The sequence below is a fragment of the Opitutus terrae PB90-1 genome, from assembly GCF_000019965.1.
Lineage (GTDB): Bacteria > Verrucomicrobiota > Verrucomicrobiia > Opitutales > Opitutaceae > Opitutus > Opitutus terrae.
In genome coordinates, this window is sequence record NC_010571.1 from 2,582,831 (window position 1) to 2,608,076 (window position 25,246).

The 25,246-nt window shown below is 65.3% G+C and carries 21 protein-coding genes; 6 read left to right on the plus strand and 15 right to left on the minus strand.

The features are described from left to right. Positions 1-31: 31 nt before the first annotated feature. Entirely contained in the window at positions 32-1,246 is a 1,215-nt protein-coding gene (locus OTER_RS24045; protein WP_012374828.1) for a response regulator transcription factor, read from the plus strand. 336 nt (positions 1,247-1,582) lie between these two features. Here OTER_RS24045 and htpG read toward each other — a convergent pair whose 3' ends face one another. After that, entirely contained in the window at positions 1,583-3,424 is a 1,842-nt protein-coding gene (gene htpG / locus OTER_RS10160; RefSeq protein ID WP_012374829.1) for a molecular chaperone HtpG, read from the minus strand. A gap of 316 nt (positions 3,425-3,740) precedes the next feature. Here htpG and glgX point away from each other — a divergent pair, with 316 nt between their 5' ends. The 3 genes from glgX (at position 3,741) to treY (ending at position 11,186) form a co-directional block, all read left to right on the plus strand. Next, positions 3,741-6,107 carry a glycogen debranching protein GlgX gene (glgX, locus tag OTER_RS10165; RefSeq protein ID WP_012374830.1) on the plus strand — a complete coding sequence of 789 codons (2,367 nt, stop codon included), beginning with the start codon at positions 3,741-3,743 and terminating at the stop codon, positions 6,105-6,107. A gap of 316 nt (positions 6,108-6,423) precedes the next feature. Further along, a complete protein-coding gene (treZ, locus tag OTER_RS10170; protein WP_012374831.1) occupies positions 6,424-8,340 on the plus strand; it encodes a malto-oligosyltrehalose trehalohydrolase in 1,917 nt (638 codons plus the stop codon). Then, positions 8,337-11,186, plus strand: a complete 2,850-nt coding sequence (gene treY / locus OTER_RS10175; protein WP_148218076.1) for a malto-oligosyltrehalose synthase — start codon at positions 8,337-8,339, stop codon at positions 11,184-11,186. Before treZ ends, treY begins: the two co-directional genes overlap by 4 nt. A gap of 123 nt (positions 11,187-11,309) precedes the next feature. On the opposite strand, the gene OTER_RS10180 is transcribed toward treY, so the two are convergent. The 8 genes from OTER_RS10180 to OTER_RS10215 form a co-directional block, all read right to left on the minus strand. After that, positions 11,310-12,017, minus strand: a complete 708-nt coding sequence (locus OTER_RS10180) for an ABC transporter ATP-binding protein (RefSeq protein WP_012374833.1) — start codon at positions 12,015-12,017, stop codon at positions 11,310-11,312. 86 nt (positions 12,018-12,103) lie between these two features. After that, positions 12,104-12,895, minus strand: a complete 792-nt coding sequence (locus tag OTER_RS27050; protein ID WP_012374834.1) for an ABC transporter ATP-binding protein — start codon at positions 12,893-12,895, stop codon at positions 12,104-12,106. Then, positions 12,892-13,377, minus strand: a complete 486-nt coding sequence (locus tag OTER_RS24050) for a PH domain-containing protein (RefSeq protein ID WP_012374835.1) — start codon at positions 13,375-13,377, stop codon at positions 12,892-12,894. Before OTER_RS24050 ends, OTER_RS27050 begins: the two co-directional genes overlap by 4 nt. Then, positions 13,374-14,330: a branched-chain amino acid ABC transporter permease gene (locus tag OTER_RS10195; protein WP_012374836.1), complete on the minus strand. Its 957-nt coding sequence runs from the start codon at positions 14,328-14,330 to the stop codon at positions 13,374-13,376. Before OTER_RS10195 ends, OTER_RS24050 begins: the two co-directional genes overlap by 4 nt. A 148-nt stretch (positions 14,331-14,478) precedes the next feature. After that, positions 14,479-15,567, minus strand: coding sequence for an ABC transporter permease subunit (locus OTER_RS10200; protein ID WP_083767692.1), 1,089 nt, complete (start codon positions 15,565-15,567; stop codon positions 14,479-14,481). A gap of 87 nt (positions 15,568-15,654) precedes the next feature. Beyond that, positions 15,655-16,005, minus strand: coding sequence for a four helix bundle protein (locus OTER_RS10205; protein ID WP_012374838.1), 351 nt, complete (start codon positions 16,003-16,005; stop codon positions 15,655-15,657). A 63-nt stretch (positions 16,006-16,068) separates the two neighbouring features. Next, the gene (locus OTER_RS10210) at positions 16,069-17,193 is read right to left on the minus strand and encodes an ABC transporter substrate-binding protein (RefSeq protein ID WP_012374839.1); all 1,125 of its coding nucleotides are present in this window, start codon (positions 17,191-17,193) and stop codon (positions 16,069-16,071) included. Positions 17,194-17,244: 51 nt separating this feature from the next. Then, positions 17,245-18,399 carry an ABC transporter substrate-binding protein gene (locus tag OTER_RS10215; RefSeq protein WP_012374840.1) on the minus strand — a complete coding sequence of 385 codons (1,155 nt, stop codon included), beginning with the start codon at positions 18,397-18,399 and terminating at the stop codon, positions 17,245-17,247. Positions 18,400-18,511: 112 nt separating this feature from the next. Between OTER_RS10215 and OTER_RS10220 the strand changes: the two genes are divergently transcribed. Further along, positions 18,512-19,621, plus strand: coding sequence for an LptF/LptG family permease (locus OTER_RS10220; protein WP_012374841.1), 1,110 nt, complete (start codon positions 18,512-18,514; stop codon positions 19,619-19,621). A gap of 70 nt (positions 19,622-19,691) precedes the next feature. Here the strand turns inward: OTER_RS10220 and OTER_RS10225 are convergent, their stop codons facing one another. After that, the gene (locus OTER_RS10225; protein ID WP_012374842.1) at positions 19,692-20,465 is read right to left on the minus strand and encodes an SDR family NAD(P)-dependent oxidoreductase; all 774 of its coding nucleotides are present in this window, start codon (positions 20,463-20,465) and stop codon (positions 19,692-19,694) included. Between the two features lie 223 nt (positions 20,466-20,688). Next, positions 20,689-21,195 carry a hypothetical protein gene (locus OTER_RS10230; protein WP_012374843.1) on the minus strand — a complete coding sequence of 169 codons (507 nt, stop codon included), beginning with the start codon at positions 21,193-21,195 and terminating at the stop codon, positions 20,689-20,691. A gap of 179 nt (positions 21,196-21,374) precedes the next feature. On the opposite strand from OTER_RS10230, the gene OTER_RS24055 reads away from it, so the two are divergent. Then, the gene (locus OTER_RS24055) at positions 21,375-21,923 is read left to right on the plus strand and encodes a glycine zipper domain-containing protein (protein WP_158305411.1); all 549 of its coding nucleotides are present in this window, start codon (positions 21,375-21,377) and stop codon (positions 21,921-21,923) included. A 22-nt stretch (positions 21,924-21,945) separates the two neighbouring features. Here the strand turns inward: OTER_RS24055 and OTER_RS10240 are convergent, their stop codons facing one another. From OTER_RS10240 to ilvB, 4 genes are all read right to left on the minus strand, one after another. Beyond that, complete coding sequence (locus OTER_RS10240; RefSeq protein WP_012374845.1) at positions 21,946-22,176, minus strand: hypothetical protein; 231 nt, start codon at positions 22,174-22,176, stop codon at positions 21,946-21,948. Then, a complete protein-coding gene (gene thpR, locus OTER_RS10245; RefSeq protein ID WP_012374846.1) occupies positions 22,173-22,742 on the minus strand; it encodes an RNA 2',3'-cyclic phosphodiesterase in 570 nt (189 codons plus the stop codon). The genes OTER_RS10240 and thpR overlap by 4 nt, the downstream gene beginning before the upstream one ends. 48 nt (positions 22,743-22,790) lie before the next feature. Beyond that, a complete protein-coding gene (gene sugE / locus OTER_RS10250) occupies positions 22,791-23,108 on the minus strand; it encodes a quaternary ammonium compound efflux SMR transporter SugE (RefSeq protein ID WP_012374847.1) in 318 nt (105 codons plus the stop codon). 315 nt (positions 23,109-23,423) lie between these two features. Continuing rightward, complete coding sequence (ilvB, locus tag OTER_RS10255; RefSeq protein WP_012374848.1) at positions 23,424-25,199, minus strand: biosynthetic-type acetolactate synthase large subunit; 1,776 nt, start codon at positions 25,197-25,199, stop codon at positions 23,424-23,426. Positions 25,200-25,246: the final 47 nt, after the last annotated feature.

The following is a 25,246-nucleotide window of genomic DNA, read 5'->3' on the forward strand; positions in this document are numbered from 1 at the left end:
CCGGTCCTTTCGCTCCCACGAATACCTCCCAATGAAGATACTGATTGCTGATGACGAACCCGTTGCCCGGCGGGTGCTGATGGGATTTCTGGAAAAGGAAAAATACGAAGTGGTGGTGGCGGAAGACGGCCAGGCTGCGTTGAAGCTGCTCAGCGCGCCGGAGGCGCCGACGATTGCGATTCTTGACTGGATGATGCCCGGACTGAACGGGCTGCAGGTTTGCCGGCGGATTCGGACCACCAACCTCAAGATTCGACCCTATGTGATGATGGTGAGCGCGAAGAGCGGCGCGAACGACATCACCTCGGCGCTGGACGCGGGCGCGGACGACTACATTTCAAAACCTTTCAATCCGGGTGAACTGATGGCGCGGCTGCGGGTCGCGCGGCGCTCGATCGAGTATCAGGTCGAACTGCAGAACCACATCACGCAGCTCGAATCGCTCGCGCAGCGGTACAACCTGCTGGGCGAGATCGCGGCGGCGCAGAGTGCGCGGGCGCGCTCCGGCACGATGCCGCCGATTCCGGATCCGGACGCGGCGGATGCGAAGCTCGGCCCGGGCGGGGAGCGCATCGATGCGATCATGATCCGCTCGATTTCCGATCTTGGGCTTGGTCGCGCGGTGAAGGCGCAGATCGACCACGGGAACGTGCACCGGCCGCTGGCGTTCACGACGTGGGCCGGGGTGGTTTACCTGAAAGAGCAGGTTTGGATAGATCTGCTGCTTGAGGTGGACGCGGCGGCCGCAGGCGCGATGTTCCAAAAGATGCTGAAGCGCACCGCGGCGTCGCATCGTGAGACGCTGGATTTCCTCGCGGAGACGCAGACGATCATCAGCGCGGCGTTCCGCAACGAGGCGCAGAGCCGCGGCGGTGATGCGATCACGCCGATTCTGTCGCGGGCGTTGCGCACCGGCGAGGCGCATCATCGCGTCATGCCGGTGCCGCCGGAACGCGAGACGCACACGTACGCGCTGCAAGGCTACGCGGTCCGGCTTACGGTCGTGCGCCGCCCCGATTGCATCGAACTGAAGACAGCGGGACAGCTGTCGGAGTCGGACATCCTGGCCGAGCCGTTCCCGCCCCCGGAAGTGAGCGATCTGCCGCTGTTGAGCCAAGGCGTGGTGCTCAGCGATCGGTTCATCGAAAAACTGTCCTCGATGGCGGAGTCGGAGTTGAAGACGCTGCTGGTCCCGGTCATCCGGGCCTCGCCGCTGGCAAACTATTTCATGCACGGCGACGAGTGAGCGGGGAGGTAGGGACGGCTCTCCGAGCCGTCCGGGAAGTCGCCGATTGCTCGCGGACGCCACGAAGTGGCGTCCCTACCAATGAAGCCGCGTGAGGGAGGGCGCAGCAAGACTGCGCCCCGACCAAGCGAGGTTGTGCTGGAGCCGCGACGCCCTCGTCGCGGCAGCCGGAGCGGCGCAGCATGATGTAGCTGGGCTCGCTGAGCCCGGCCGGCCGGGGTCAACGACCCCGGCTACAACAAGGCCGACGCGACGGGGGCGTCGCGTCTGCAGAAGGGCGGCGAGGGTTGGCTCCGAAATTGGGCCCGGCGGGGTCGGGAGACTCCGCCCTACGCATCAGGCGGTTTCGAGAATCTTGTAGAGTCGGGCGACCATGGCGGTCGCGTCGTCGAGCAGGCCGGCACTGATCAGCGCGTTGTCGAGAATCTGTTCGGCAACGAGCTTGGCCTTATCCGGCGCAGCGGTGTGCGTTTCGAAGAGCCGCTTGATCACGGCCGAGCGCGGATTGATCTCGAGGTTCACGCGCAGCGGCGACTCGGCGCCATCCTTGTTCAGCGCCTTCATCATGCGGCGCATGTGCGGCGACATGAACTTGTCGGCATTCAGTGCGAGCGCCGGGGAATCGACGAGCCGATCGCTGGCTTTCACCTCGGCGACGCGCTCGCCCAGCGTGTCCTTCAGCCAGCTCGTGAGCTTCTTGGTGTCGTCCTCGCTCAGCGCGCCCTCGGGCTTCGGCAGGTCGGACAGCTTGACGTCGGCGTGATCGGCGGCAGTGAGCTTTTTGCCGTCGAACTCGCGCAGGCTGTTCATCACATACTCATCGACTGACTCGTAGCAGAAGAGCACCTCGAGATTGCGCGCCTTGAACCCTTCGAGATACGGGCCGCTTTCGATCGCCGCGCGGTTCGGGCCGAAGAGATAATAAATCTCCTTCTGCTCGCTGCCCATCCGGGTGACGTAGTCGGCGAGACTGGTGGTCTTGCCCTTCTCGGTCAGCGACGACTCGAACCGGAGCAGCTTCGCGAGCTGGTCCTTGTGCGTGAAGTCGACGGCGGCGCCCTCCTTCAGGAAGAAGCCAAACTCGGCGTAAAACTCGTTGTAGGCGTCGACGCGGTTCTTCGCCTCGTCCTCGAGAAATTTCAGGAAGCGCTTCGTGATGACCTTGTTCAGCTTCTCGATCAGCGCCTTGTCCTGCATCGTCTCGCGCGAGATGTTGAGCGGCAGGTCCTCGCTATCGACGACGCCCTTAAGGAACCGCAGCCACTCGGGGAGCAGGTGCTTGGGCTTGGCGTCGATCATCACCTTCCGGCAGTAGAGCGCGACCGACGGCTCGAGCCGCGAGAACCCGAGCTTTTCCGTGTTTTCCTTCGGTACGAACAGCAGCGCGTTGATCGCGAGCGGCGCGTCGGCGGAGAAGTGCAGCCGCAGCCGCGGCTCGTCGAACGCGTGCGCCTGGAACTTGTAGAACTCGGTGTATTCCTCGTCCTTGATCTCGTTTTTGTTGCGGAGCCACAGGGCCTGGACGGTGTTGACGCGCTTGCCGTTCAGGTTGATCGGGAACGACACGAACGCGCTGTAGCGCTCGAGGATCTCCTTGATCCGCCAGTCTTGGGAAAATTCCGAGCACTCGTCCTTCAGCTCGATCACGATCTTCGCGCCGCGGCGCTCGCCGCTGCTTTCCTCGATCGAATAGTTGCCGGCGCCTTCGCTGGTCCAGAGCTGGCCGGTTTCGTCTTTCCGCCACGAGTGCGTGTAGACCTTGACCGACTTGGCGACCATGAACGCGGAGTAGAAGCCGACGCCGAACTGGCCGATCAGACTGGTGTTCTTCTGCTCGCTTTCGGCCAGCGCCTTCAGAAACGCCTTGGAGCCGGAGTGCGCGATCGTGCCGAGATTCTCGACCAGCTCCTGCCGGGTCATGCCAATGCCAAAGTCCTGGATCGTGATCGTCTTCGCCTTGTCGTCGGTGGTGACGTTGATCTCCAGCGTGAGCGTGTCGTCGTAGATCTCCTTTTCCGTGAGCTGCAGGTGGCGCAGCTTCTCCAGTGCGTCGGAGGCGTTGGACACCAGCTCGCGCACGAAGATTTCCTTCTCCGTGTAGAGCGAGTGGGTGACAATATCGAGGAGCTGGGCGATCTCGGCCTGGAACTCGAATTTTTGCGGTGCCGTGGTGGACATGGGAGGGGAGTTGAGAGCTGAGGGTTGAGAGCTGAGAGCCGGAGGCCCTGAGCTTGTCGAAGGGCTGAGAGCTGAGCGTCTAGAGCTATAAAAGAAAAGAGCCCGCTAGTTTAGCGGCGGTGGGAAAAAATCAAGCAGCAGGATGGGAAGGCCAAAGCAGCGTCGGCCGCACGTGGCACGCACATCCTGCCCGTGGCGGGTGCGGTTGACCTGGCGCCTACGGGCGAGACGTGGCCACAAACCCCACGGGCGGGACGCCTGGGCCACGTTGGCGGCCGGGAACGCGCCGGCGATTCGCCTGTCCGCGGCGCGCCCCATGAAGCCCACCAAAGTGTGGAAAGGCCACTCGTATCCGCTCGGCGCCACCTGGACCGGCTCCGGCGTCAACTTCAGCCTCTTTTCCGAAAACGCCACCGGCGTGGAGCTGTGCCTCTTCGACCAGCTCGGCGAGCCGGAGACCGCGCGGATCAAGCTCACCGAGCGCAGTGATCAGGTGTGGCATTGTTTTCTGCCGGAGATCCGGCCCGGCCAACTCTACGGCTATCGCGTCGACGGTCCCTACGAGCCGCTCAAGGGCCATCGGTTCAACCGGAACAAGCTCCTGATCGACCCCTACGCGAAGGCGATCGCGGGCCAAGTGCAGTGGTCGGACGAGATGTTCAGCTACACGATCGGGCACGCGGACGGCGATCTCTCGTTCGATGCGCGCGACAACGCCGTGCTGATGCCGAAGGCGGTCGTGGTCAACCCGGTGTTCGCGTGGGGCGGCGACGTACGGCCGGACCGGGCCTTTCATGAGACGGTGATCTACGAGACCCACGTGAAGGGTTTCTCCAAGCTCTGGGAAGTGCTGCCGGAGCACCTCCGCGGCACCTACGCGGGGATCGGCAGCCCGCACGCGATTGAGTATTTCAAGAAACTCGGCGTGACCGCGATCGAGCTGATGCCCGTGCATCAGCACGTGACATCAAAGCATCTGCTCGACAAGGGGCTGAGCGACTACTGGGGCTACAACAGCCTCGGGTTTTTCGCGCCGGAGCCGACCTACAGCAGTGAAAACGGCAATCGCGGCGCGGAGGTCGATGAATTTCGCGCGATGGTGCGCAGCCTCCACGCCGCCGGGCTCGAGGTGATCCTCGACGTGGTCTACAACCACACCGCCGAGGGCAATCACCTCGGGCCCACGCTCGGGTTCCGCGGCATCGACAACGCGAGCTATTACCGGCTCACCGCGGACAATCCGCGCTACTACATGGATTATACCGGGACCGGCAACACGCTGAACGTACCGAATCCACGCGTGCTGCAGCTCGTGATGGACAGCCTGCGCTACTGGGTGCTCGACATGCACGTCGACGGCTTCCGCTTCGACCTCGCCACCGCGCTAGCCCGCGAACTCCATGAGGTCAGCCGGCTCTCATCGTTTTTCGACGTCATTCACCAGGATCCCGTGCTCTCCCAGGTGAAGCTGATCGCGGAGCCGTGGGATGTGGGCGAGGGGGGCTACCAGGTCGGCAACTTCCCGGTGCTGTGGGCGGAGTGGAACGGCCGCTACCGCGATACCGTGCGCCGCTACTGGAAGGGCGAGTCCGGCCACATGCGCGATTTCGCCTACCGGCTGTGCGGCAGCTCCGATCTTTACCAGAGCAGCGGCAAAACCCCGACGGCGAGCATCAACTTCATCACCTCGCACGACGGCTTCGCGCTGCGTGATCTGGTTTCGTTCAACGAGAAGCACAATGAAGCGAACGGCGAGAACAACCAGGACGGCGACAACAACAACAACTCCTACAACTGGGGGTACGAAGGCCTCGATGCGCCGGAGGAGATCCGCGCGCTGCGGCGGCGGGTGAAAAGGAATTTCCTGACCACGCTGTTGCTCTCGCAAGGCGTGCCCATGCTCCGCGGCGGCGATGAGGCGGGCGCAACGCAGCGCGGCAACAACAACGCGTATTGCCAGGACAACGAGATCAGCTGGATCAACTGGAAGCTGCCGCCGCCCGAACAGCAGCTGCTGGAGTTTACCTCGCGGCTGATCCAGTTCCGGCTGCAGCATCCCATCTTTCACCAACCGAACTTTTTCAAAGGCCGCGATCTTCGCGGCACGGGGGTGAAGGACATCACTTGGTTCTATCCCGACGGCTCGGAGATGGACGACGAGGGCTGGAGCGCCGACTTCGCGAAAGTTCTCGGATTCATGTTGAGCGGCCGCTCGATGGACCTGCGTTCGTATTTCGGTGAGCCAATCACGGACGGCACGTTTCTGCTTTATTTCAACGCGCACGATGGCGAGGTCGAAGTGACGCTGCCGGGCCGGCCGAACGTCGGCTGGCGCCGGATTCTCGATACCACGGATGAGGCCGGGTTCATCGAATCGCCGCGGTTGCGACAAGGCGGGAGCAAGCATCAGCTCACCGCGATCTCGCTGGTGCTGTTCCAGCAGGAAACCGGTACCGACGAGGAAGCGCGGAATCCGTGGGAGAAGATCGGCGGCCGCGGCCTCCCGCCGCGGAAAGGACCCACGACTTCGCCGTTTGCTGCGTCGGGCGTGCCCGCGCCGGCGGGACCTTCCGCCACGACGCCGATTTCGATGCCGAACCCCGCGCGCGTCCCGGGCTCGTCGGGGGAAGCGCACCGCGCTCCGGATCTCGCGCCGGCGATCCCGCCGAAACCAACGCCTTGAGCCTCCGAGTTGGTGCGTTGACCGCCGCCGCGGTCCGTTGACCGTGCCGCGGCTGCGGCGGTTTCCGCGTGGCTGAAGACGCGACCGATCGTCAGCCCTGCGGCACCCGGGAGGTCGGCGATTCCCCCTCGGGCGGCTACCGGGCATTATCTTATGCGGTCCACGCGAATCCGCCGCCGCCATTTTCCTGCGATGGAGGAACTGTGCCGCGCGGTACCCAACTAAGCCGGGCGGGTTGCGGGCCGCGCCACAGCGGTCCGGCCGGCCGACTGGCGGCCTGGCGGAATTTCCCGGCGCGCGGCCCAACACACCTTTCATGGAAACTTCGATCGACGTTGCCATTCGACCCGGCGCGCACGTGCAACCGCGCGGAGTGCGGTACTGCGTCTGGGCGCCTGACCACGAACGGCTGGCGGTGCAGGTCCGGCGGGCCGACGGCACCGTGGCCCGGCTGCCCCTCGAGCCTCAGCCGGAGGGTTATCACGTCGGCGAAGACGCCATCGGCGCGGCGGGTAATCGCTACATCATCGAACTGAGCGATGGCACGTTGCGGCCCGACCCGGCTTCGCGGTTTCAACCGGAGGGCGTGCATGGCTGGTCGGAGTGCATCGATCCGCACGAGTATCGCTGGCGGTGCACCGGCTGGCGTCGACCCGGCTGGCGCGGCCAGTCGATCTATGAGCTGCATGTGGGCACGTTCACGCGCGAGGGCACGTTTCAGTCGGCGGCCCGCCGGCTGGAGCACATCGCCGCGTTGGGCGTGCGCGCGATCGAGCTCATGCCCGTCGCGGATTTTCCCGGCAGCCGCAATTGGGGCTACGACGGCGTGGCGCTCTACGCGCCGGCGCGCTGCTATGGCCGGCCGGACGATCTGCGGGCGTTCGTCGACGCGGCGCACGAGCACGGACTCGCGGTGATTCTCGACGTCGTCTACAACCACCTCGGTCCCGATGGCAATTACCTGAGCCAGTTCGGCCGCGCCTACTTCAATCCGGAGCACCACACGCCCTGGGGCCAGGCGTTGAACTTCGACGGACCCGACAACCGGCCGGTGCGCGATTATTTTCTCCACAACGCCGTCGCCTGGCTCGACGAATTCCGCTTCGACGGACTACGGCTCGACGCGACGCACGCGATCCGCGATGACTCGCCGCGGCACCTGCTCGCCGAGCTCGCCGACGTGGCGCAGGAGCGCGGCGCCTTCCTGATCGCGGAGGACGAGCGCAACTCGTGCGACATCCTGCGGCGGCCCGACGGCGCCGGCGCGGGGCTCGACGCCGCGTGGGCCGACGATTTTCACCACCAGGTGCGGGTGGCGCTGACGGGGGTGCAGGACGCGTATTTCAAGAATTACGCCGGCTCGCCCGAGCAGGTGGCTGCGACCTTGCGGCACGGCTGGTTTTATCGCGGGCAGCCGTATCCCTCCTGGAAGGGCCGGCCCCGCGGCGAACCCTGCGATCACCTCTCTCCCCACGCGTTCGTCCTGTGTATCGAGAACCACGACCAGGTCGGCAATCGCGGGCGCGGCGAGCGGCTGGAACACCTGATCGCGCCCGCGGCTTTTCGCGCCGCCTCGGGGCTGCTGTGTCTCGCGCCTTATCCGCTGCTGATCTTCATGGGCCAGGAGTGGGCGGCGAGCGCGCCGTTTCTGTTCTTCACCGATCACGCGGGTGAGCTGGGCACCAAGGTGTCGGAAGGCCGGCGCAAGGAGTTTTCGGAGTTTGCGCGCGATCACGCCTCAGGCCTCGGCACGGTGCCCGATCCGCAGGCGCTGGAGACGTTCACGCGTTCGAAACTGTCTTGGGACGAACTGCGGCTCAGTCCGTACGCGACCGTGCTGCACCTGTATCGCGCCTGCTTGCGGGAGCGCGGCGCGTGGCTTGAGGAGGTCGCGGCGGATCGGGCGCGCTGGTCGGTCGAGGCCCTCGAGCGCGCCGTGGCGATTCGCTATCGTCCCGCCGCGGGCCCGGAGCGGCTGGTGCTGACCTCGCTCGAGGGCGGCGCGCGGCTGTCACTCCAGGCGGATTCCCGGCTGCGACCGCCGGCCGGTCACAGCTGGCAGCTGGCGCTCGACAGCAATGCGAGTTGGATCGAAACCGCCGCGGGCGCGCCCCCGGAACGCGTGGTGACCTGTGCCACGTCGGCGCTGCCGGGGGTGGATACGCTGGTGTTCACGGCGCCGGCGACCTTGTTGCTGGTCGCGCGGCCGACGGAGGAGCGGGTGCGATCGTGAGCAATCCGATGCAGGCGCGGCGCATCCCCGTGGCCACCTACCGACTGCAATTGCGGCGCGAGTTTCCGTTCGCCGCCGCGGAGGCGGTGATCGCGCATGCGCACGCGTTCGGCATTTCCGACTATTACGTTTCGCCGATCCTGCTCTCCACACCGGGCAGTTCGCACGGCTATGACGTAACCGATTACCGTTTGATCAATCCGGAGCTCGGCGGTCGCGAGGGCTTTAGTCGACTGCACGACGCCCTGCGCGCGCGGCAGATGGGCCTGGTGCTCGACTTCGTGCCGAATCACATGGGGATCAACGCGCCGGGCCTGTTGAACACCTGGTGGCGCGACGTGCTGCAGAATGGCGTGCATTCGCGCTACGCGGGGTTTTTCGATATCGACTGGAGCGGCACCGGCGAGGGCGCGGCGCAGGTGCTGGTGCCGATCCTCGACGATCACTATGGCCGCGTGCTCGAGGCGGGGCGGCTGGCGCTCCGCTGCGAACGGGGCGTCATCGGCGTGCACTATGGCGACATGCAGTTTCCGGTGCGGCCGCAGACGTACCAATCGTTGTTGAACGCGGCCGCGGAGTCGATGCCGGCGGCGGCCCAGCTGCGGGAGCTGGCGGAGGAATTCGGCGCTCTGCCGCGGGCCGAGGCCACCGAGGATTTCGAGAGGGCGGCGGAGCGGACCAAACGCGTGGCGGAATTGAAACGCCGGCTGGGAACGCTGCTCGAGCAGCAGCCCGCGGCGCGCGCGGCGCTTGAGGAGCGGTTGCACGCGCTGGAAGGGCGGACCGGCGAGCCGCGCAGCTTCGATGCGCTCGACGAGGTGATCTCGCAGCAGCACTACCGACTGGCCTACTGGCGCGCGGGGCAGCACGAAACAAATTACCGGCGGTTTTTCGCGATCGACACGCTGATTGGATTGCGGATGGAGGAGCCGGAGGTGTTCGAGGAAACCCACGCCTTGCTCTCGCGCCTGCTGGTGGAAGGCACCGTGACCGGACTGCGGATCGATCACATCGACGGCTTGCGGCAGCCGCAGCGGTACCTCGAGCGCTTGCAGGCGCTCGCGATGCGAACCGGTGACGAAGCGCGCGATCCGCTCTATGTGCTGGTGGAAAAGATCCTGGCCGACCACGAACCGCTCCCGGTCGAGTGGCCGACGCACGGCACCACGGGCTACGAGTTCATCGCGCAGATCGCCGGTGTGCTCGTGGATCCCCAGGCCGAGCGCTATTTCAGCGAACACTATGCCGAATTCACCGGCGAAACGGCGGCGTTCGAGGATGTCGTGTACCAAAAAAAGCTGCTGGTGCTCGAAGAGCTGTTCGCCAACGCGGTGCTCAAGCTGGCGACCGACCTGACGGACCTGGTGCGCAGCGAACGTCGCTGGCGGGACGTGTCGCGCAACGAGCTCACGGTCGCAGTGCGCGAAGTGATGGCGGCCCATGGAGTTTATCGCACGTATCGTCGGGGGCCGGCGCCGATGGAGGCGCGTGACCGGCGCGTCGTGGAGCAGGCGAGTGCGATCGCGATCGCGCGCAATCCGCGGCTCGGCGCGGCGCCGATCGAGCTCGTGCGCGACGTGCTCACCGGCGATTTCCCGCCGGAGGATCCGGCCGAGGCCGAGCGCGCCGCGCAACCGACGCAGGCGCTGCGCGCGCGGCTGGCCGACTGGGTGTTGAGCTTTCAACAATACACCGGCGCGATCATGGCGAAGGCGGTCGAAGACACCGCGTTTTACACCTACAGCCGGTTCATCGCGTTGAACGAGGTCGGCGGCAATCCCGGCCGGTTCGGCGGCACCGTGGCAGGATTTCACGCGGCGAATGAGGAGCGGCTGCGGCGCACGCCGCACGCGCTGCTCGCGCTCGCCACGCACGACACGAAGCTCGGGGAGGATGCGCGGGCCCGGCTCTACGCGCTGTCGGAGCTCCCGCACGAATGGCACGAGAGTCTGCAGGAATGGCGGCAGATGAACCAGCGGCACAAGACCATGGTCGATGGTCGCGCCGCGCCGGATGCGAACGAGGAATATCGGCTGTATCAGATCCTGCTGGCGGCGTGGCCGGCGGACGACGCCGATCCGGACGATGGTTTCCGCGAGCGGATTCGCGAGCACCTGCGCAAGGCCGTCAACGAGGCGAAGCGCAACACCACCTGGGTGCAGCCCAACGAACGCTGGATCGAGGCGGGCGATCGCTTCGTGGACGCATTGCTGTCGTTGGAGAGCGGCCGCGAGTTCCTGGCGAGCTTCCGGCCGCGTGCGGGGCGGCTCGCGCATCTCGGGTTGGTGAACACCCTCACGCAGACGGTGCTGAAAATCACGTCGCCGGGCGTGCCGGATTTTTATCAGGGCACGGAGCTGTGGGATTTGAGCCTGGTGGATCCCGACAACCGGCGCCCGGTGGACTTCGACCTGCGCAGCCGGCTCACGCAGAAACCGCTCGACGGACTGCGTTGGGCCGAGCTGTTCCGGGATTGGCGCAGCGGGGAGATCAAGCTGCAGATCGCGCGCGCGCTGCTGCAGTTCCGTGGAACGCACCGCGAGCTGTTTCAGCAGGGCGAGTATTGGCCGCTGCAGACGAGGGGACGTTTTCGCGACAAGGTGGTCGCGTTTGCCCGCGTGATCGGCGAGGAGGCGATGCTCGTGGTCGCGCCGCGGTTGACGAGTGCACTCGGGTGTCCGCCGCTGGGGCTGGTGTGGGACGACACCACGCTCGTGCTCCCGACAGGCGGGGGGAAGCGCTGGCGCGATGTCGTGACCGGCTGCGAGCACGCGGGTGAGGCGGGCGAGCTGCGGCTCAGCGAGCTCCTGGCCGAGCTGCCGTTCGCGGTGCTGGCGAGTGGTTGAACAGAAGCGAAGGCTAGAGTAGGGGCGCAGACTTGCTGCGCCCGCGATCACGAAACCTAAGGGCGTAGCAAGCTGCGCCCCTACCCGCGTGGTGGCACGGGCATCTTGCCCGTGCCACGCTCTTCACCCGCCCAGGTAGGTCGCTTTGAGCCGCGGGTCGGTGCGGAGATGTTTGCTCTCGCCCTGCATCGCAATCCGGCCGGTCTCGAGCACGAAGGCGTAGGACGAGACGTCGAGCGCGAGATTCGCGTTCTGCTCCACGAGCAGGATGGTGATCCCGTGCTCGCGGTTGATCTCCACGATCTTCTCGAAAATCGTGCTGATCAGTCGTGGCGCGATGCCGAGCGACGGCTCGTCGAGCATCAGGAACTTCGGGCTGCCCATGAGCGCGCGACCGATCGCGAGCATCTGCTGTTCGCCGCCGGAAAGGGTCCCGGCCATCTGCTTCAGCCGTTCCTTCAACCGCGGAAACACGCCGAAAACATACTCGCGGTTCTTCTGCACGAGATCGGTGTCGTGCAGCAGGTAGGCGCCCATCGCGAGGTTTTCCGCCACGGTGAGGTTGGAAAAAATCATCCGGCCCTCCGGCACATGGCCGAGCCCGCGGGCCACGATCCGGTGCGACGGCGTGGCGGTGATGTCTTCTTCATCGAAGACGATTCGCCCGGCCTTCGGCCGCAGCAGTCCGGAAATGGTGCGCAGCGTGGTGGTCTTGCCCGCGCCGTTGCCGCCGATGAGGGTGACGATCGCGCCCGCGGGAATCTGAAACGAGAGACCCGACAGCGCCGTGATGGCACCATAGGAAACCTGGAGATCGGTGACTTGGAGCATTTTCGATTTCTGATTTCCGATTTCCGATTTCGGACCGGCGGCGAGCACGATCGAAAATCGAGATTCGAAAATCGAAAATTATGTCGTCAGTGGTGCGTCAGCGAACGCTGGTGCTCCTCGCCGAGGTAGGCTTCGATCACCTTTGGATCCGACTGGATCGCGGCGGGATCGCCCTCGGCGATCTTGATGCCGTAGTCGAGCACGGCGATGCGCTGGCACACGCCCATGACGACCTTCATGGAGTGCTCGACGAGCAGGATCGAGAGCGCGAATTCTTTTTGGATGCGCTGGATCAGCCGGATGAGCTCGACCTTTTCCGTCGGGTTCATGCCGGCGGCGGGTTCGTCGAGCAGCAGCAGTTTTGGTTTCGTGGCCAGGCCGCGGACGATTTCGAGCCGGCGCTGCTCGCCGTAGGGGAGCGACTGCGCTGGCGCATCGCGAAAGCGCCGCAGGTTGAAAATCTCCAGCAGCTCTTCCGTGCGGCGGGTGATGGCCGCCTCGTCCTCGGTAAACGCGCGGAGCCGGAGCAGCGTGTGCAGCGGCCCGGTGCGCCGGTGGAGATTGCACGCGGCGCGGACGTTGTCGAAGACCGAGAGGCTGCCAAAAAGTCGGATGTTCTGGAACGTGCGGGCGATGCCGCGGGCGACGATGTCATGGACTTTCAGCCCGGCGAGATCGCGGCCGCGAAACCGCACGGCGCCGTCGGTCGGCTGGTAAACGCCGGTGATGAGATTGAACACCGTGGTTTTGCCGGCGCCGTTCGGACCGATGAGGCCGACGAGTTCGTTCTCGCCGACGACGAAGTCCACGGCGTTGACGGCGGTGAGTCCGCCGAACCGGATCGTGGCCTTGTCGAGCTGGAGCAGCGGTGCGGTCACGGCGAGTTGATCTCGAGATCGCGCACGCCGCGCGCCTGGCGCATCCGTTCGGTGTGGGTGCGCACCTGGTCTTTCAACCACGCCACCCGCGGGACCGCGCGAAGCACCACCTGTTCGTTCGAGCGATCGGCGGTTTCGAGCACGAGGTGGCCGCGACCGACCAGGCGGAGCCAGAACGGCTCGACGAGCGCGTAGTCGCGGACGCGGTAGAGTTCGAGCTCGGTGGTGTGGCGCGAAAGGATGCCCGCGCGCGTGCGGATTCGCTGCGTGGTGATCTCGTAGACGTGATAGCGCGTTTGCAGCCAGCGGATGAAAAGCGCGAGCACCGGTACGGCCAGCGCGAGCAGCACGAGCGGACCGGCGGCGGTAAAAAAATAGGCGGCGACGATCGCGGCGGTGACGACGAGCCAGAACACATACGCGCCGAAGTTGGTCCACTGCGACGGCGAGCCCTGCCAGATCACGGTTTCTTCCTCGTTCATGGGGCGGTTTTGTTTCTGCGGCCGAGAGAGTAGCGAAGGTTAAACAACCCCTGCGGGCGCGCCAGCATCAGCACGATCAGGAGAAACGAGTAGATGACCATCCGGTATTCCGCGACGGGCCGGAGCACCTCCGGCAGCAGCGTCAGCAGCGCCGCGGCGAGCACGACGCCGAGCGTGTTGCCCATGCCGCCGAGAATCACCATCACCACGATCTCGATGCTCTTGGTGAAATCGAAACCGGTCGGCGTGATGGTCATCTTGAAATGGCCGTAGAGTCCGCCGGCGATGCCGGCGAAGAACGCGCCGACCACGAACGCGACGATCTTGTAGCGCGTGGTGTTGAGTCCGACCGCCTCGGCGGCGACCTCGTCGTCATGCGTCGCGAGGAATCCGCGGCCATAGGTGGAGGTGACCAGGCAGGCCACCACGAAGAGGGTGATCGCGACGAACGCGAGCACCCAGAAAATGGTCGTGTAGGGCGGGATGCCGTTGAGCCCGAGCGCACCGCCGAGTACTTCCACGTTCTGGAACACGACGCGGATGATCTCGCCGAAGCCGAGCGTGACGAGCGCGAGGTAGTCGCCTCGCAGTCGCAGAGAGGGCACGCCGACGAGCAGGCCGGTGAAGGCGGCGGCCAGCCCGCCGACGATCAGCGCGCCGAGGAAGAGCAGGCTCTGCTGCCAGAGCGTGCCGCCGTCCTCGCCGAGCAGTCGCGGGCCGAGGAAGAGCGTCACGGCGGCAGCGAGATACGCGCCGACCGACATGAACCCGGCGTGGCCCAGCGAGAACTGGCCGGTGTAGCCGTTCACCAGATTGAGCGAGACGGCGAGGATGATGTTGATCCCGACGCCGATCAGTACGTCGAGGTGATACGGGTCGATGTGGTCCGAGAAAAAGTGGACGCCGAAAGCCACGAGCAGGCCGGCCAGGAGTGCGAGGTGAGGCTTGGGCATGGGGGACGGGCGGACTAGTTGAGGGTTGAGAGTTGAGGGTTGAGAGGAGCGATCGCCTGAGCGAGCGATGCTGCGCGACGGCGTCTGGTGCCAGCTGACGCTTGCGTGCCGTCACTCAACCCTGAACTCTCAACTCTCAACGTCCTGCTCATACCTTCTCCACGGTGAACTTGCCCAGCAGGCCGGCGGGACGGAAGAGCAGGATCACGATCAGCACGGCGAACGCGATCGCGTCCTTGTAGGTGGACCACTGGCTGCCGCCGATGAATGTCTCGACGGTGCCGAGCAGGAGTCCGCCAAGCGCCGCGCCCGGAATGTTGCCGATTCCGCCGAGAATCGCGGCGACGAAGGCCTTCAGTCCCGGCATCACGCCCATCAACGGATCGATCGACGGATAGTTCAGCGCGTAGAGCACGCCGCCGGCGCCGGCGAGCGCGGAGCCGAGCGCGAAGGTGAACGCGACGACGACGTTGTTGTTCACGCCGACCAGTTCGGCGGCCGCGGGGTTGAGCGAAACCGCGCGCATGGCGGTGCCGATCTTGGTCCGAAAAACGATGAACTGCAGCAGGACCATCAACACGCACGCGACGCCCATCACGAACAGCTGGTTGGTCGAGATGGTCAGTTCGCCCAGGTGAAAGTTGGCCGAGGGGAACACCTGCGGAAACGTGCGCGGCGCGGCGCCAAAGATGAGCTGACCGCTGAATTCGAGCAGCAGCGACACGCCGATCGCGGTGATGAGGACGTTCAGTGTGGGGGCGCCGCCAGCGGTGCGTTGGAGGATGAGTTTCCAGCCCGTGCGATCGATCAGCCAGGCGCCGGCTTCCGCTGCGCCCCAGCACAGCAGCAGCCGCAACGCCGAACCGTAGCTCGGGTCGGTCAACCCGCGCGTGAAATAGAATACGGCGCCGCCGCCGCCGAGCGCGCCGAGCAACGTGACCAGATTGAATTCCGTCGGCACGCGCAGCGGACGGTAGGCGGTGCGCTCGATCCGCATGCCGAGCAAGGCGCAGCCGGCCATCGCGACTGCGAGCACGATGAATCCGCCCCACATCGTGCCTTCAGGAAGGAGGTGGCCGAGGTAGTAGCCGATGAACGCGCCGACCATGAAGACGTCGGAATGCGCGAAATTGATGAACCGCAGCACGCCGTAGACCATGGTGTAGCCCAGCGCGATCAGCGCATAGATCGCCCCGAGCGACAGCCCGTTCAGCAGTTGTTGGAGGAATTCGGACAGGGGAGGCGAAGTTGAGAGTTGAGGGCTGAGAGTTGAGAGACGGGAACGCTGAGCGTTGAGGCCTCTGGGTCGAGCGCAAGACGCAGATCAGCCGCCGAGGGAGCCGCGCAGGCCGCTCAGCATGCGGGAGATCTCTTCGGCCAACGCGTAGAGCTTCTGGTAGTCTTCTGTCGTGAGGAAACCCTCGTTGCGGGCAATTGTTGCCTGAGTGACGGTTTCGTAGAGCGAACCGGCGGCGTAGCCGACGAATTTCGCGTAGTCGGCCCGAGGACGCGCGGAGCCTTCAGCAATATTGGAAGAGACGGAGTTTGCCGCGCGACGAATCTGGTTGGTGAGGCCAAACAGCTCCGAACGCGGAAAACCTTGTGTGAAAGCGTACACCGTTCCGGCGTAATTGATCGACTTCTGCCACACCTCGAGCCGTTCGAAGTTGAACATGCTCGCAGGTTTGGCTCTCAACTCTCAACTCTCAACTCTCAACTCGGCGGCGCTTCGCGCCGCCTACGGCGCGACGGTCTTATGGAACGTGAGCTTGCCGTCGCGGATGGCGATGATCGCGGCCGGCTTCGAGGCGTCGCGGTTCTGGTCGATCGTCGTCACGCCGGTGATCCCGGCGAAATTCTTCGTCGCCGCGAGTGCGTCCCGCAGCTTGGGTCCAGCCGTGCTGCCGGCGCGCCGGAGCGCATCGACCAGTACGTAGGCGGCGTCGTAGCCCAGCGCTGCGAAGGCGTCCGGGTTCTCCGCGCCCCAGCGCTGCCTGAACCGCTGCACGAACGCCTGCACCTTGGGATCCTGGTTCTCCGGCGAGAAATGGGTCGAGTAATAGCAGCCGTTCAGCGCGTCGCCGCCGATCTCGAGGAGTTGGTCGGCGACCCAGCCGTCACCGCCGATGAATGGAATCTGCAGCCCGAGCTCCCGCGCCTGCCGGACGATCAGCGCCGCTTCGGTGTAGTAGCCCGGGACGAAAACGACATCGACGTTGGCGGCCTTGATCGCCGTGAGCTGCGCGCGGAAGTCCTTGTCGCCTTCCTGATACTTCTGCTCGATCGCGACCTCGCCGCCGGCGGCGGTGAACGTGTCGCGGAAAAATTTCGCCAAGCCGACGCTGTAGGCGTTGGAGACGCTGGAGAGGATCGCGACTTTCCGCGCTTTCAGGTCCTCATGCGCGAACTTGGCCATCACGGTGCCTTGGAACGGATCGATGAAACACACGCGGAAGACGTAGCTGCCCGTTTGCGTGACTTTCGGATTCGTGGCCGCAGGTGCGATCATCGGAATGCGGTACGCCTGCGCGAGCGGCGCCGCTTCGAGGGCGCGACCCGAGGCGACTTCACCGAGCAGCGCGATGACCTTGTCGCGGGCGATCAGCTTTTTCACCACCGTGGCGGACTCGCCAGGCCGGGTCTGGTTGTCCTCGCTGATCAGCTCGAGCGGGCGGTCGAGCACGCCGCCGGCGGCGTTGATCTCCTCGATCGCGAGCACGATGCCCTTGTGCGAGGACTGGCCGAAACTGGCCTCCTTGCCGGTGAGCGAAGCGTATTCGCCGACCTTGATCGGCTCGGCGGCCCAAGCACTGAGCGAGCAGAACGTGAACGCTGAAACCAAAAGAAGGCGGGGGAGCTTCATGGGAAAGGGCGGTTCAGGAGCACAGGGGAAAATGGGCGCGGCGTGCGAATCTCACGGCGCGAGCGGCGCCCGCTCCATGGTCTGGACATACTGGAACTGGCCGTGCTTGACCGTGATGACGACGGCGCTCTTCGAAGCGTCGCGGTTCTTGTCGATCGTGATCGTGCCCGTGACCGCTTCGAAGTTCCGAGTCTGGGCCAGCGCGTCGCGGATCGCCTTGGGCTCGGCGGAGCCGGCGCGGCGGATGGCGTCGGCCAACACGAGCACCGAATCGTAGCCGAGCGACGCGTTGGAGTCCGGGGCGTAGCCGGCGCCCCAGCGCTGGCGGTAAGCGCGGACAAAGTCCTGCACGCGCGGCGCCGGATCGGTCGGCGTATAGTGCGAGCAGAGGAAGACGCCCTCCACGGCCTTGCCGCCGAGCTCGATCAGCGCCTCGGCTTCCCAGCTGTCGGCGCCGAACATCGGCACGGTGATCCCGAGATCGCGCGCCTGTTTCACCATCAACGCGCCTTCGTTGTAGTAGCCGGGATTGAAAATCGCGTCGACGCCCGCGGCGCGGATCGCCGTGAGCTGCGCCTTGAAATCCTTGTCGCCCTCCTGATAGCGCTGCTCCGCCACAATCGTCCCGCCGCCGGCGACGATGGCTTCCTTGAAGTATTTGGCGAGACCGACGCTGTAGGCGGAGGAGGCGCTGACCATCAGTCCGAGCCGTTTGGCCTTGAGCGTCTCGAGCGCGAACTTCGCCATCACGGGTCCTTGAAACGGATCGATGAAGCAGACGCGGAAAATGTAATCGCCGGTTTCGGTGACCTTGGGGTTGGTCGAAGCCGGCGTGACCATCGGGACCTTGAGCCGCTGGCAGATCGGCGCGCCTTCGAGCGAACGGCTCGAGGCCACCTCGCCGAGGATCGCGACGACCTTGTCGCGCGAAATGAGCTTGCGGACGGCGGTGCCGCTCTCGCCGGCCTTCGACTGCGTATCCTCGGTGATGAGCTGGAGCGGACGGCCGAGCACGCCGCCGGCGGCGTTGATGGTTTCGACCGCGAGGACGGTGCCTTGGTGCGAGGACTGGCCGAGGCTGGCCTCCTTGCCGGTCAGCGAGGCGTATTCGCCGATTTTGATCGGCTCGGCTTCGGCTCGCGCGGTGGCGATGAGAGCGGCCGCGGCGAGGCTGCAGAACAACGGGCGCAAAAAGGAGGGGGGCATGGACGAGAAAGGGCGACGAACGCCGCACACAACGCGAGGCGCAGCGGGTTTTCAACCAAGGTTTTTTTGCGTCGCCAAAGATCCACTTAGGTTCTCGCATGGCGAGGACCTCTTGAACCTCTACGACCGGCATCTGCTGCGGGAATGGCTGGCGATCCTCGGACTCGTGCTCTGCGCGACCGTGGGGCTGCTGCTCGTGCAAGTGCTCTACGACGACTTCCGCGATTTGCGGGAACTCGGCGCCCGCGGACTCGACCTGTGGATGTATCTCTTCGTGACCGTGCCGATGTATCTCGCGCTCGTGTTGCCGCTGGCGCTGCTGGTCTCGTTGATGTTCGTGCTGGGCAAGCTGCATCGCGCGAACGAATTCACGGCGCTGCGTGCCGCGGGCGTGAGCCTGCTGCGGATCACCGCACCGGTCTGGATCGTCGGTATGTTCGCCTGCGGGCTTTCCTGGTGGTTGAACACGACGGTGGTGCCCTGGTCGGTGGACGAATCGGCGGCGCTGCGGGACACGATGCGTTTCCGCAAGGAATCGAACCTGATGCCGCCCGACCGCGTGAGCGCGGTCTACAGCGTGGGCTTCGACAACCCGCGCGCGGACCGGATGTGGTTTTTCAACCGGTATAGCAAGTGGACGCAGAAGGCCTACGGCGTGACCGTCTCGATCATGGACGAGCACCGCCGCGAGCTGCAGCGGATCGTGGCGGAGCAGGCGTGGTTCGAAGCGGAGCGGGGCTGGACATTCCGCAACGGTCGCGAGCTGACGTTCCGCCCCGACACCGGTGAACTGGAATCGACGGTGCCCTTTACCGAGCGGGTCGAAGCGCAGTTCCGCGAAGATCCGAAGCTGATGCTGCTGATTGACCGCAAGCCGACCGATCTATCGCTGCCGCAGTTGCGCCGGCTGATCGACTATTACGCGATTGAGGAGAATCCGAAGGGAACGCCTTATGCCGTGCGCTATTTCGGGCTGGTGGCGGACACGCTGGCGCCGCTGATCGTGATCGCGATCGCGATTCCGTTCGCCGTCACCGGCGTGCGCGTGAACGCGGCGATCGGCGTCTCGAAATCGATCGGGTTGTTTATGCTCTACTACATCTTCTCGAACATCGCCTCGGCGCTCGCGGCGAAACAGCTGGTTGATCCGATGACCGCGGCGTGGGTGCCGAACATCGGCATGGCGCTCGTCGCCGGCTGGTTTTTCGTGCGGCTGCGCTGAGCAAGCCCTGTGAGTTGGACGATCCTGCGGCGTGGCGCCGGCGTCCGGGCGGTTTCCGTTTTATTGACCGCTACGTGCGAAGGTAGGAGGCGCCGTTGATATCGACGATGCAGCCAGTCATGGCCGCGGGCGCATCGAGTGCGCAGAACGCGGCGGTGCGGGCGATTTCCTCGACAGTGGCGACGCGACCGAGCGGATGGTCGGCGAGAATCGCCTCGCCATCGGGTCCGGTGAGATGGTCGGCGGCCATGTCGGTCTCCACCCAGCCCGGTGCGAGGCAGTAGACATAGACCGCTTGGGGCGCGAGCGCCTTCGCGAGCGACTGGCTGAGAGCGTTGAGCCCGGCTTTGCTCGCGCCGTAGGCGGGCGACTTGGGCTCCCCGCGAAAGGCGCCGCGGGAGGAAACGTTGACGATGCGGCCACGACCGAATCGCGGCTCGAACAACTCGCGTCCGGCCATCGCGCGGGCGGCGAGATAGGAGAGAGTCGCGGGGCCCATGAGATTGGTCGACAGCGTGCGACGCCAACTGTCCTGCCAGGCGGTAAGGTCCGTGGTGAGCGGCGGATGTGGCGCAAAGACCCCGGCATTGTTGACGAGAATATCGATGCCGCCGAGTGCACCCACGGATTCGTTCCAGAGCCGCTCGGCGTCGGCCTCGCAGCCAATGTCGGCGGCGAGTGCGATGTGCCCCTGACCGGCGAGGCTGGCGAGCGTGGCTTCGGCGGCTGTGTGGTTGTCGCGGTAGTGAACCGCTACGCGGCAGCTGCGGGCCGCGAGTTGCTGCGCGATCGCGCGACCAATGCCGCGCGATCCGCCGGTCACCAAAGCACGCAGAGAGTTCATGGGTCCACTCGGCGACAGGGGGGCCAGCCCGGCAATCGGATAATCGCGGCGGACCGGCTGTGGCGGTGGGTTTGGATCGGCGGTGTGCGTGGGCACCCGACCAGCGGTTGGACCTGCAGGCTAGAGCCGGGCTGTAGCCAGCCGGTGACCCGGCAGCGCCTCGGCATGAGCCTACTCCCCACCCGCAAAAACCACCCACTGACTCGCCTTCAGCTCTAGCCTTTTAGTTTTGAAACAAGCGGCCGTGGCGCGCGGGGCGGCGCATGCCGATGGCGGCGCAGGCGAACTCGATCGCCGCTTCGCGATAGCCGACAAACTCCATCACCCGCGCCAGGAAGCGGCGCTTGGTGGCCGTGTCGATGTTCATGATCGCCCAATAACACGTGCCGTCGATCTGCCGGGCCTGGTTGTGCCGGCAGGTCTCGAGGATCTCCTCGCGGCTCAGTCCGAGGTATTTCCGGCCGCCCTCCAGACTGCGGATGAACTCACCAAAATCTGCGGGGTGCTTGGTTGCGAGCCACCCGAGCAGCGCGAGATATTTCTCCGCGTCGGTGAACTTGGAGCGGAACTCGACGCTGGTGATGAACGCTGCGATGGGCTCGGCGGCATCGGGCGCGGACTCGGGAAGGTTGAGGAGCGACGCGAGCACCTCATCGGGCGTGCGATGAAATCCGGTGGCGAGATTCTGCAGCGCATCGTAAACTTGCTCGCTGATCTCGATTTTTTTCACAGGGGAAGTTGAACCGGTTTGCCCGGTGTCGCCAATGCCACGGCGACGAACCCACGAAAACGCGCGTTCAACCGCAACGCCGGTGCGACGAAACGATGCAGGTCGCGGAGAGAAGCCGAGATGCGCGAGCACGCGAGAAAGTGTAAACCTTTTCCCCAGACCGGCGTCTTATGGACCAAATGAAAACGCTCCTTGTTACCCTTTCCGTGGCCGTGGCCGGCGTGAGCGCAGCAAGTGCGCAGTATTACCGCCCTTCCATCGTGCGTGACACGACGGTGGTGGGCGCGGTCGCTGGTGCGCTGATCGGCGGGCACAACAACGATCATTGGGCGGAAGGCGCCCTCATCGGAGCCGCAGCGGGAGCGCTGGTGGGCGCGGCCGTCGAGCAGTCGCAGCCGGTGGTTTATCACTCGAATGTGATCGCGCCGGTCGCCGTGGTGCCGAACGCCCCGGTGGTGGGCGCGCCGGCGCCGGCGGTCGTCTATGTGAACCAGCCCGCGCCGCAGGTCGTTTACGTCGATCCCTATCCGCGGACCGTGGTAATCGGGCGGCCGATCGTGCATTTCTCGACGGGCTGGGGCTATGGCTACCCGCGCTGGGGGTATGGCCACTACCATTATTCCCGTCCCGCCCCGCGGGGTCATCACTGGAGTTCCCGCGGCCACTATGGTCCGCATCGCGGCGACAACCGGGGCTGGCGAGGAAACGATCGGCACCACCGGCGTTGAACCGGCCGATTGACCTCAGAACTCAACCCCGCTGCGGCGGGGTTTTCATTTTCCCCGGGCGGAGTTCCGTGGCGTTGAGGCCGTAATCCGTGAAGTCGTTCAGGATGCCGGGGTGGGCGCGATCCTGTTTGTAGATTTGCAGGATGCGCGCGTGCTCCTGGTCGCTCGTCGGGAAAATTTTCGGCGGCACGCCGGGTAGAAAAATTCCGGTATAGGATCGCCGCCGGTCGACGAGTCGACGAATCACGATCATGGGGCGGGCGGGGTGGAACCGGAGCCGAGCGGGAAGCGTTGCCGCAGGTGGTGGATGGCTCCGGCGGAATGGAGTTCGCTCGCGTAGAGCTCGAAGGCGTCCACCCGAAACGAAGGGCCGGCGAAATCGGCGTGGTGCCGCAGCCATTGCTGGACGCCGTTGCGTGCGCCGTCCTGACAGCGACCCAGCGTGATGTGCGGATGAAACGTGCGCAGATCCGCGTCCAGCCCGCACGCGAGCACGGCGTCGTCGATTTTCTGGCGCAACTGATGCAGCCGTGGATGGCCCGAGCCGACGCCGACCCAGATCACGCGCGGCGATGCTTTGGGCGGAAATGCGCCGACGCGTTCGACCGGGAGCAGAAACGGTTCGACCTGAATGGCAGCGAGCCGCGCGCAGAGCGGATCGATCTGTTCGACCGGGGTGTCGCCGAGAAATCGGAGCGTCAGGTGCAGCTGTTCATCGCGGGTCCAGCGCACTTCGCGCAGGGGGACGGTGAGCGAGGCGACGAGATCCCGTACGGCTGGCGGCAGCGGAACGGCGATGAACAGGCGCTGCGTGTCCATGCTCGATAGGGAGGCACGGACGGAGCGGGTCGCAAGCACGCACGACGGCTATTTCGCGAGCAGCTTCAAACCGACCACGCCCACGACGATCAAGCCGAGGCAGACGAGCCGGCTGACCGAAACATCCTCGCCGAGTCGTACAATGCCGTAGATCGCTGTGCCTGCCGCGCCGATACCCGTCCACACGGCGTACGCGGTGCCGATCGGCAGTCCGCGCGCCGCGAGGGCGAGCAGCCCCATGCTCACCGCCATGGCGGCGAGGACGATCACGCTGGGCCAGAGCCGGCTAAAGCCATCGGTCGCCTTCAGCCCGCTAGCCCAGACGATTTCGAACGCCGCGGCGACGAAGAGGAAAAACCAATGCATGGAAGGAAGGTGGAGATTTTGTCGGTGTGCCGCCAGCGCGAGGTTTCGCTGTCGCGCTGTAGTCGGGCGCGTTGAGCGTGGTTACACAAGCCATGGAGCCGCGACGCCCTTGTCGTGGCAGGAGAGCGGGACTTCGGTCGCGTTGTAGCCGGGCTCGTTGAGCCCGGCGCTGGGGTCGGCGACCCCGGCTACACGAAGCGGGATGCGACGGCGAGGCGGCTCGCTGGGAGCGCGGGCATCTTGCCCGCGTTTCAGTGTAAAGAGCGGCCGAGGACGGCCGCGCTCCCACGTAGCCGCACTCGGGCGCGTTCCCCGCTACTTCAGCAACATGTCCTTCACCGTCTTGCCCGCCGGAATCATCGGCAGCACGTGTTCGGTGTAGGGGACAATCACGTCGAGGACATACGGTCCGTCGTGGTCGAGCATCTCTTGAATCGCCGGCTTGAGGTCGCTCTTCAGGTGCACGCGGCGACCCTTGACGCCGAAACCTTCGGCGATCTGAACGAAATTGGGATAGAGCCCGCCGAGGTTGTCGGGACTACCGACGTTCGTCTCATCGCCGAGAATCGTGTTGCCGCGCACGCTGCCGTAGAACCGATCCTCCCACTGCACCACCATGCCGAGGTGCTGGTTGTTCAGGATCATCGCCTTCGCGTGAATCTTTTCGATCTTCGCGGTGGCGAGTTCCTGGATGTTCATCAGGAACGAGCCGTCGCCGTCGATATCAACCACCTGCTTGTCCGGCCGCGCGACCTTCGCGCCGAGCGCGGCGGGATAACCGAAGCCCATCGCACCGAGCCCGAGCGAACTGATGTAGTGGCGCGGCTGGTCGAAGCGGTAAAATTGCGCGGCCCACATCTGGTGCTGGCCGACGCCGGTCACGATGACCGCGTCACCCTTGGTCAGCTCGTAAAGCGCGGCGACCGCCTCCTGCGGGACGATGTGCTTGCTGGCCTCGAAGCGGAACGGGTGCTCCTTCTTCCATTTCGTGATCTGCGCGTGCCACGCGGCGGTATCCGGCGCCGTGAACCGATTCGCGACGGCGAGCTCGTTTAGTCGCGTCAACGCAAACTTGATGTCGCTGACGATCGGCAGGTGTACACGCTTGTTCTTGTTGTGCTCGGACGCGTCGATATCGATGTGCACGATCTTCGCGCCGCCGGCGAACTTGCTCGTGTCGCCCGTGATTCGGTCGTCGAACCGCGCGCCGAAGCAGAGGACGAGATCCGCCTCGTCGACGGCCCAGTTGCCGTAGGCCGAGCCGTGCATGCCGAACCACTGCATCGAGAGCGGATGCGTTTCCGGGAAGGCGCCGACGCCCATCAGCGTGGTGGCGACGGGAATGTTGGTCTTTTCCGCGAAGGCCTTCAGTTCGGCGTGGGCGTTGGCGGAAATGATGCCGCCGCCCACGTAGAGCACCGGGCGCTTCGCCTCAGCGACGAGCCCGAGCACCTGCTTGAGCTGCTCATCCGTGGCGTGCTGTGCGCCGGAGGCGTAGCTGTTGCGAAACTCGATCGCGGGCGGAAACACCGGCGTGAACCGGGTCTGCTGCACGTCCTTCGGCAGATCGATGAGCACCGGGCCGGGCCGGCCGCTGCGGGCGAGCTGGAACGCTTCCTTGAAGACGCGCGGCAGATCCTGGACGTTCATCACCAGGTAGGAGTGCTTCACGACCGGCAGCGTCATCCCGTAGATGTCGGTCTCCTGGAACGCCATTTTCCCGATGTATTTCGAATACACCTGGCCGGTGATCGCCACCAGCGGGATGGAGTCCATGAATGCGTCCGCGATCCCGGAGACGAGGTTGGTCGCGCCCGGGCCACTGGTGGCCATGCACACGCCGACCTTGCCCGTGGCGCGGGCGTAGCCGCCGGCGGCAAACGCGCCGCCTTGCTCGTGCCGCGGCAGGATGGTGCGGATCTTCTCCGTGCGCGCGAGCGCCTGGTGCAGCTCCTGCGAAGCGCCGCCGGGATAGGCGAAGATGACGTCGACCCCCTCGCGAATCAGGCACTCGACCACCGCTTCGGCGCCTTTCATTTCGCGGCCGATTTCGGGTTGCGGAAATGCAGTCGGTGAGGTCGTGGATTTCATAGGCAGGAAAGGTGGCGCAAAGGCGAGCAGGAGAAACCGCGCGAGGG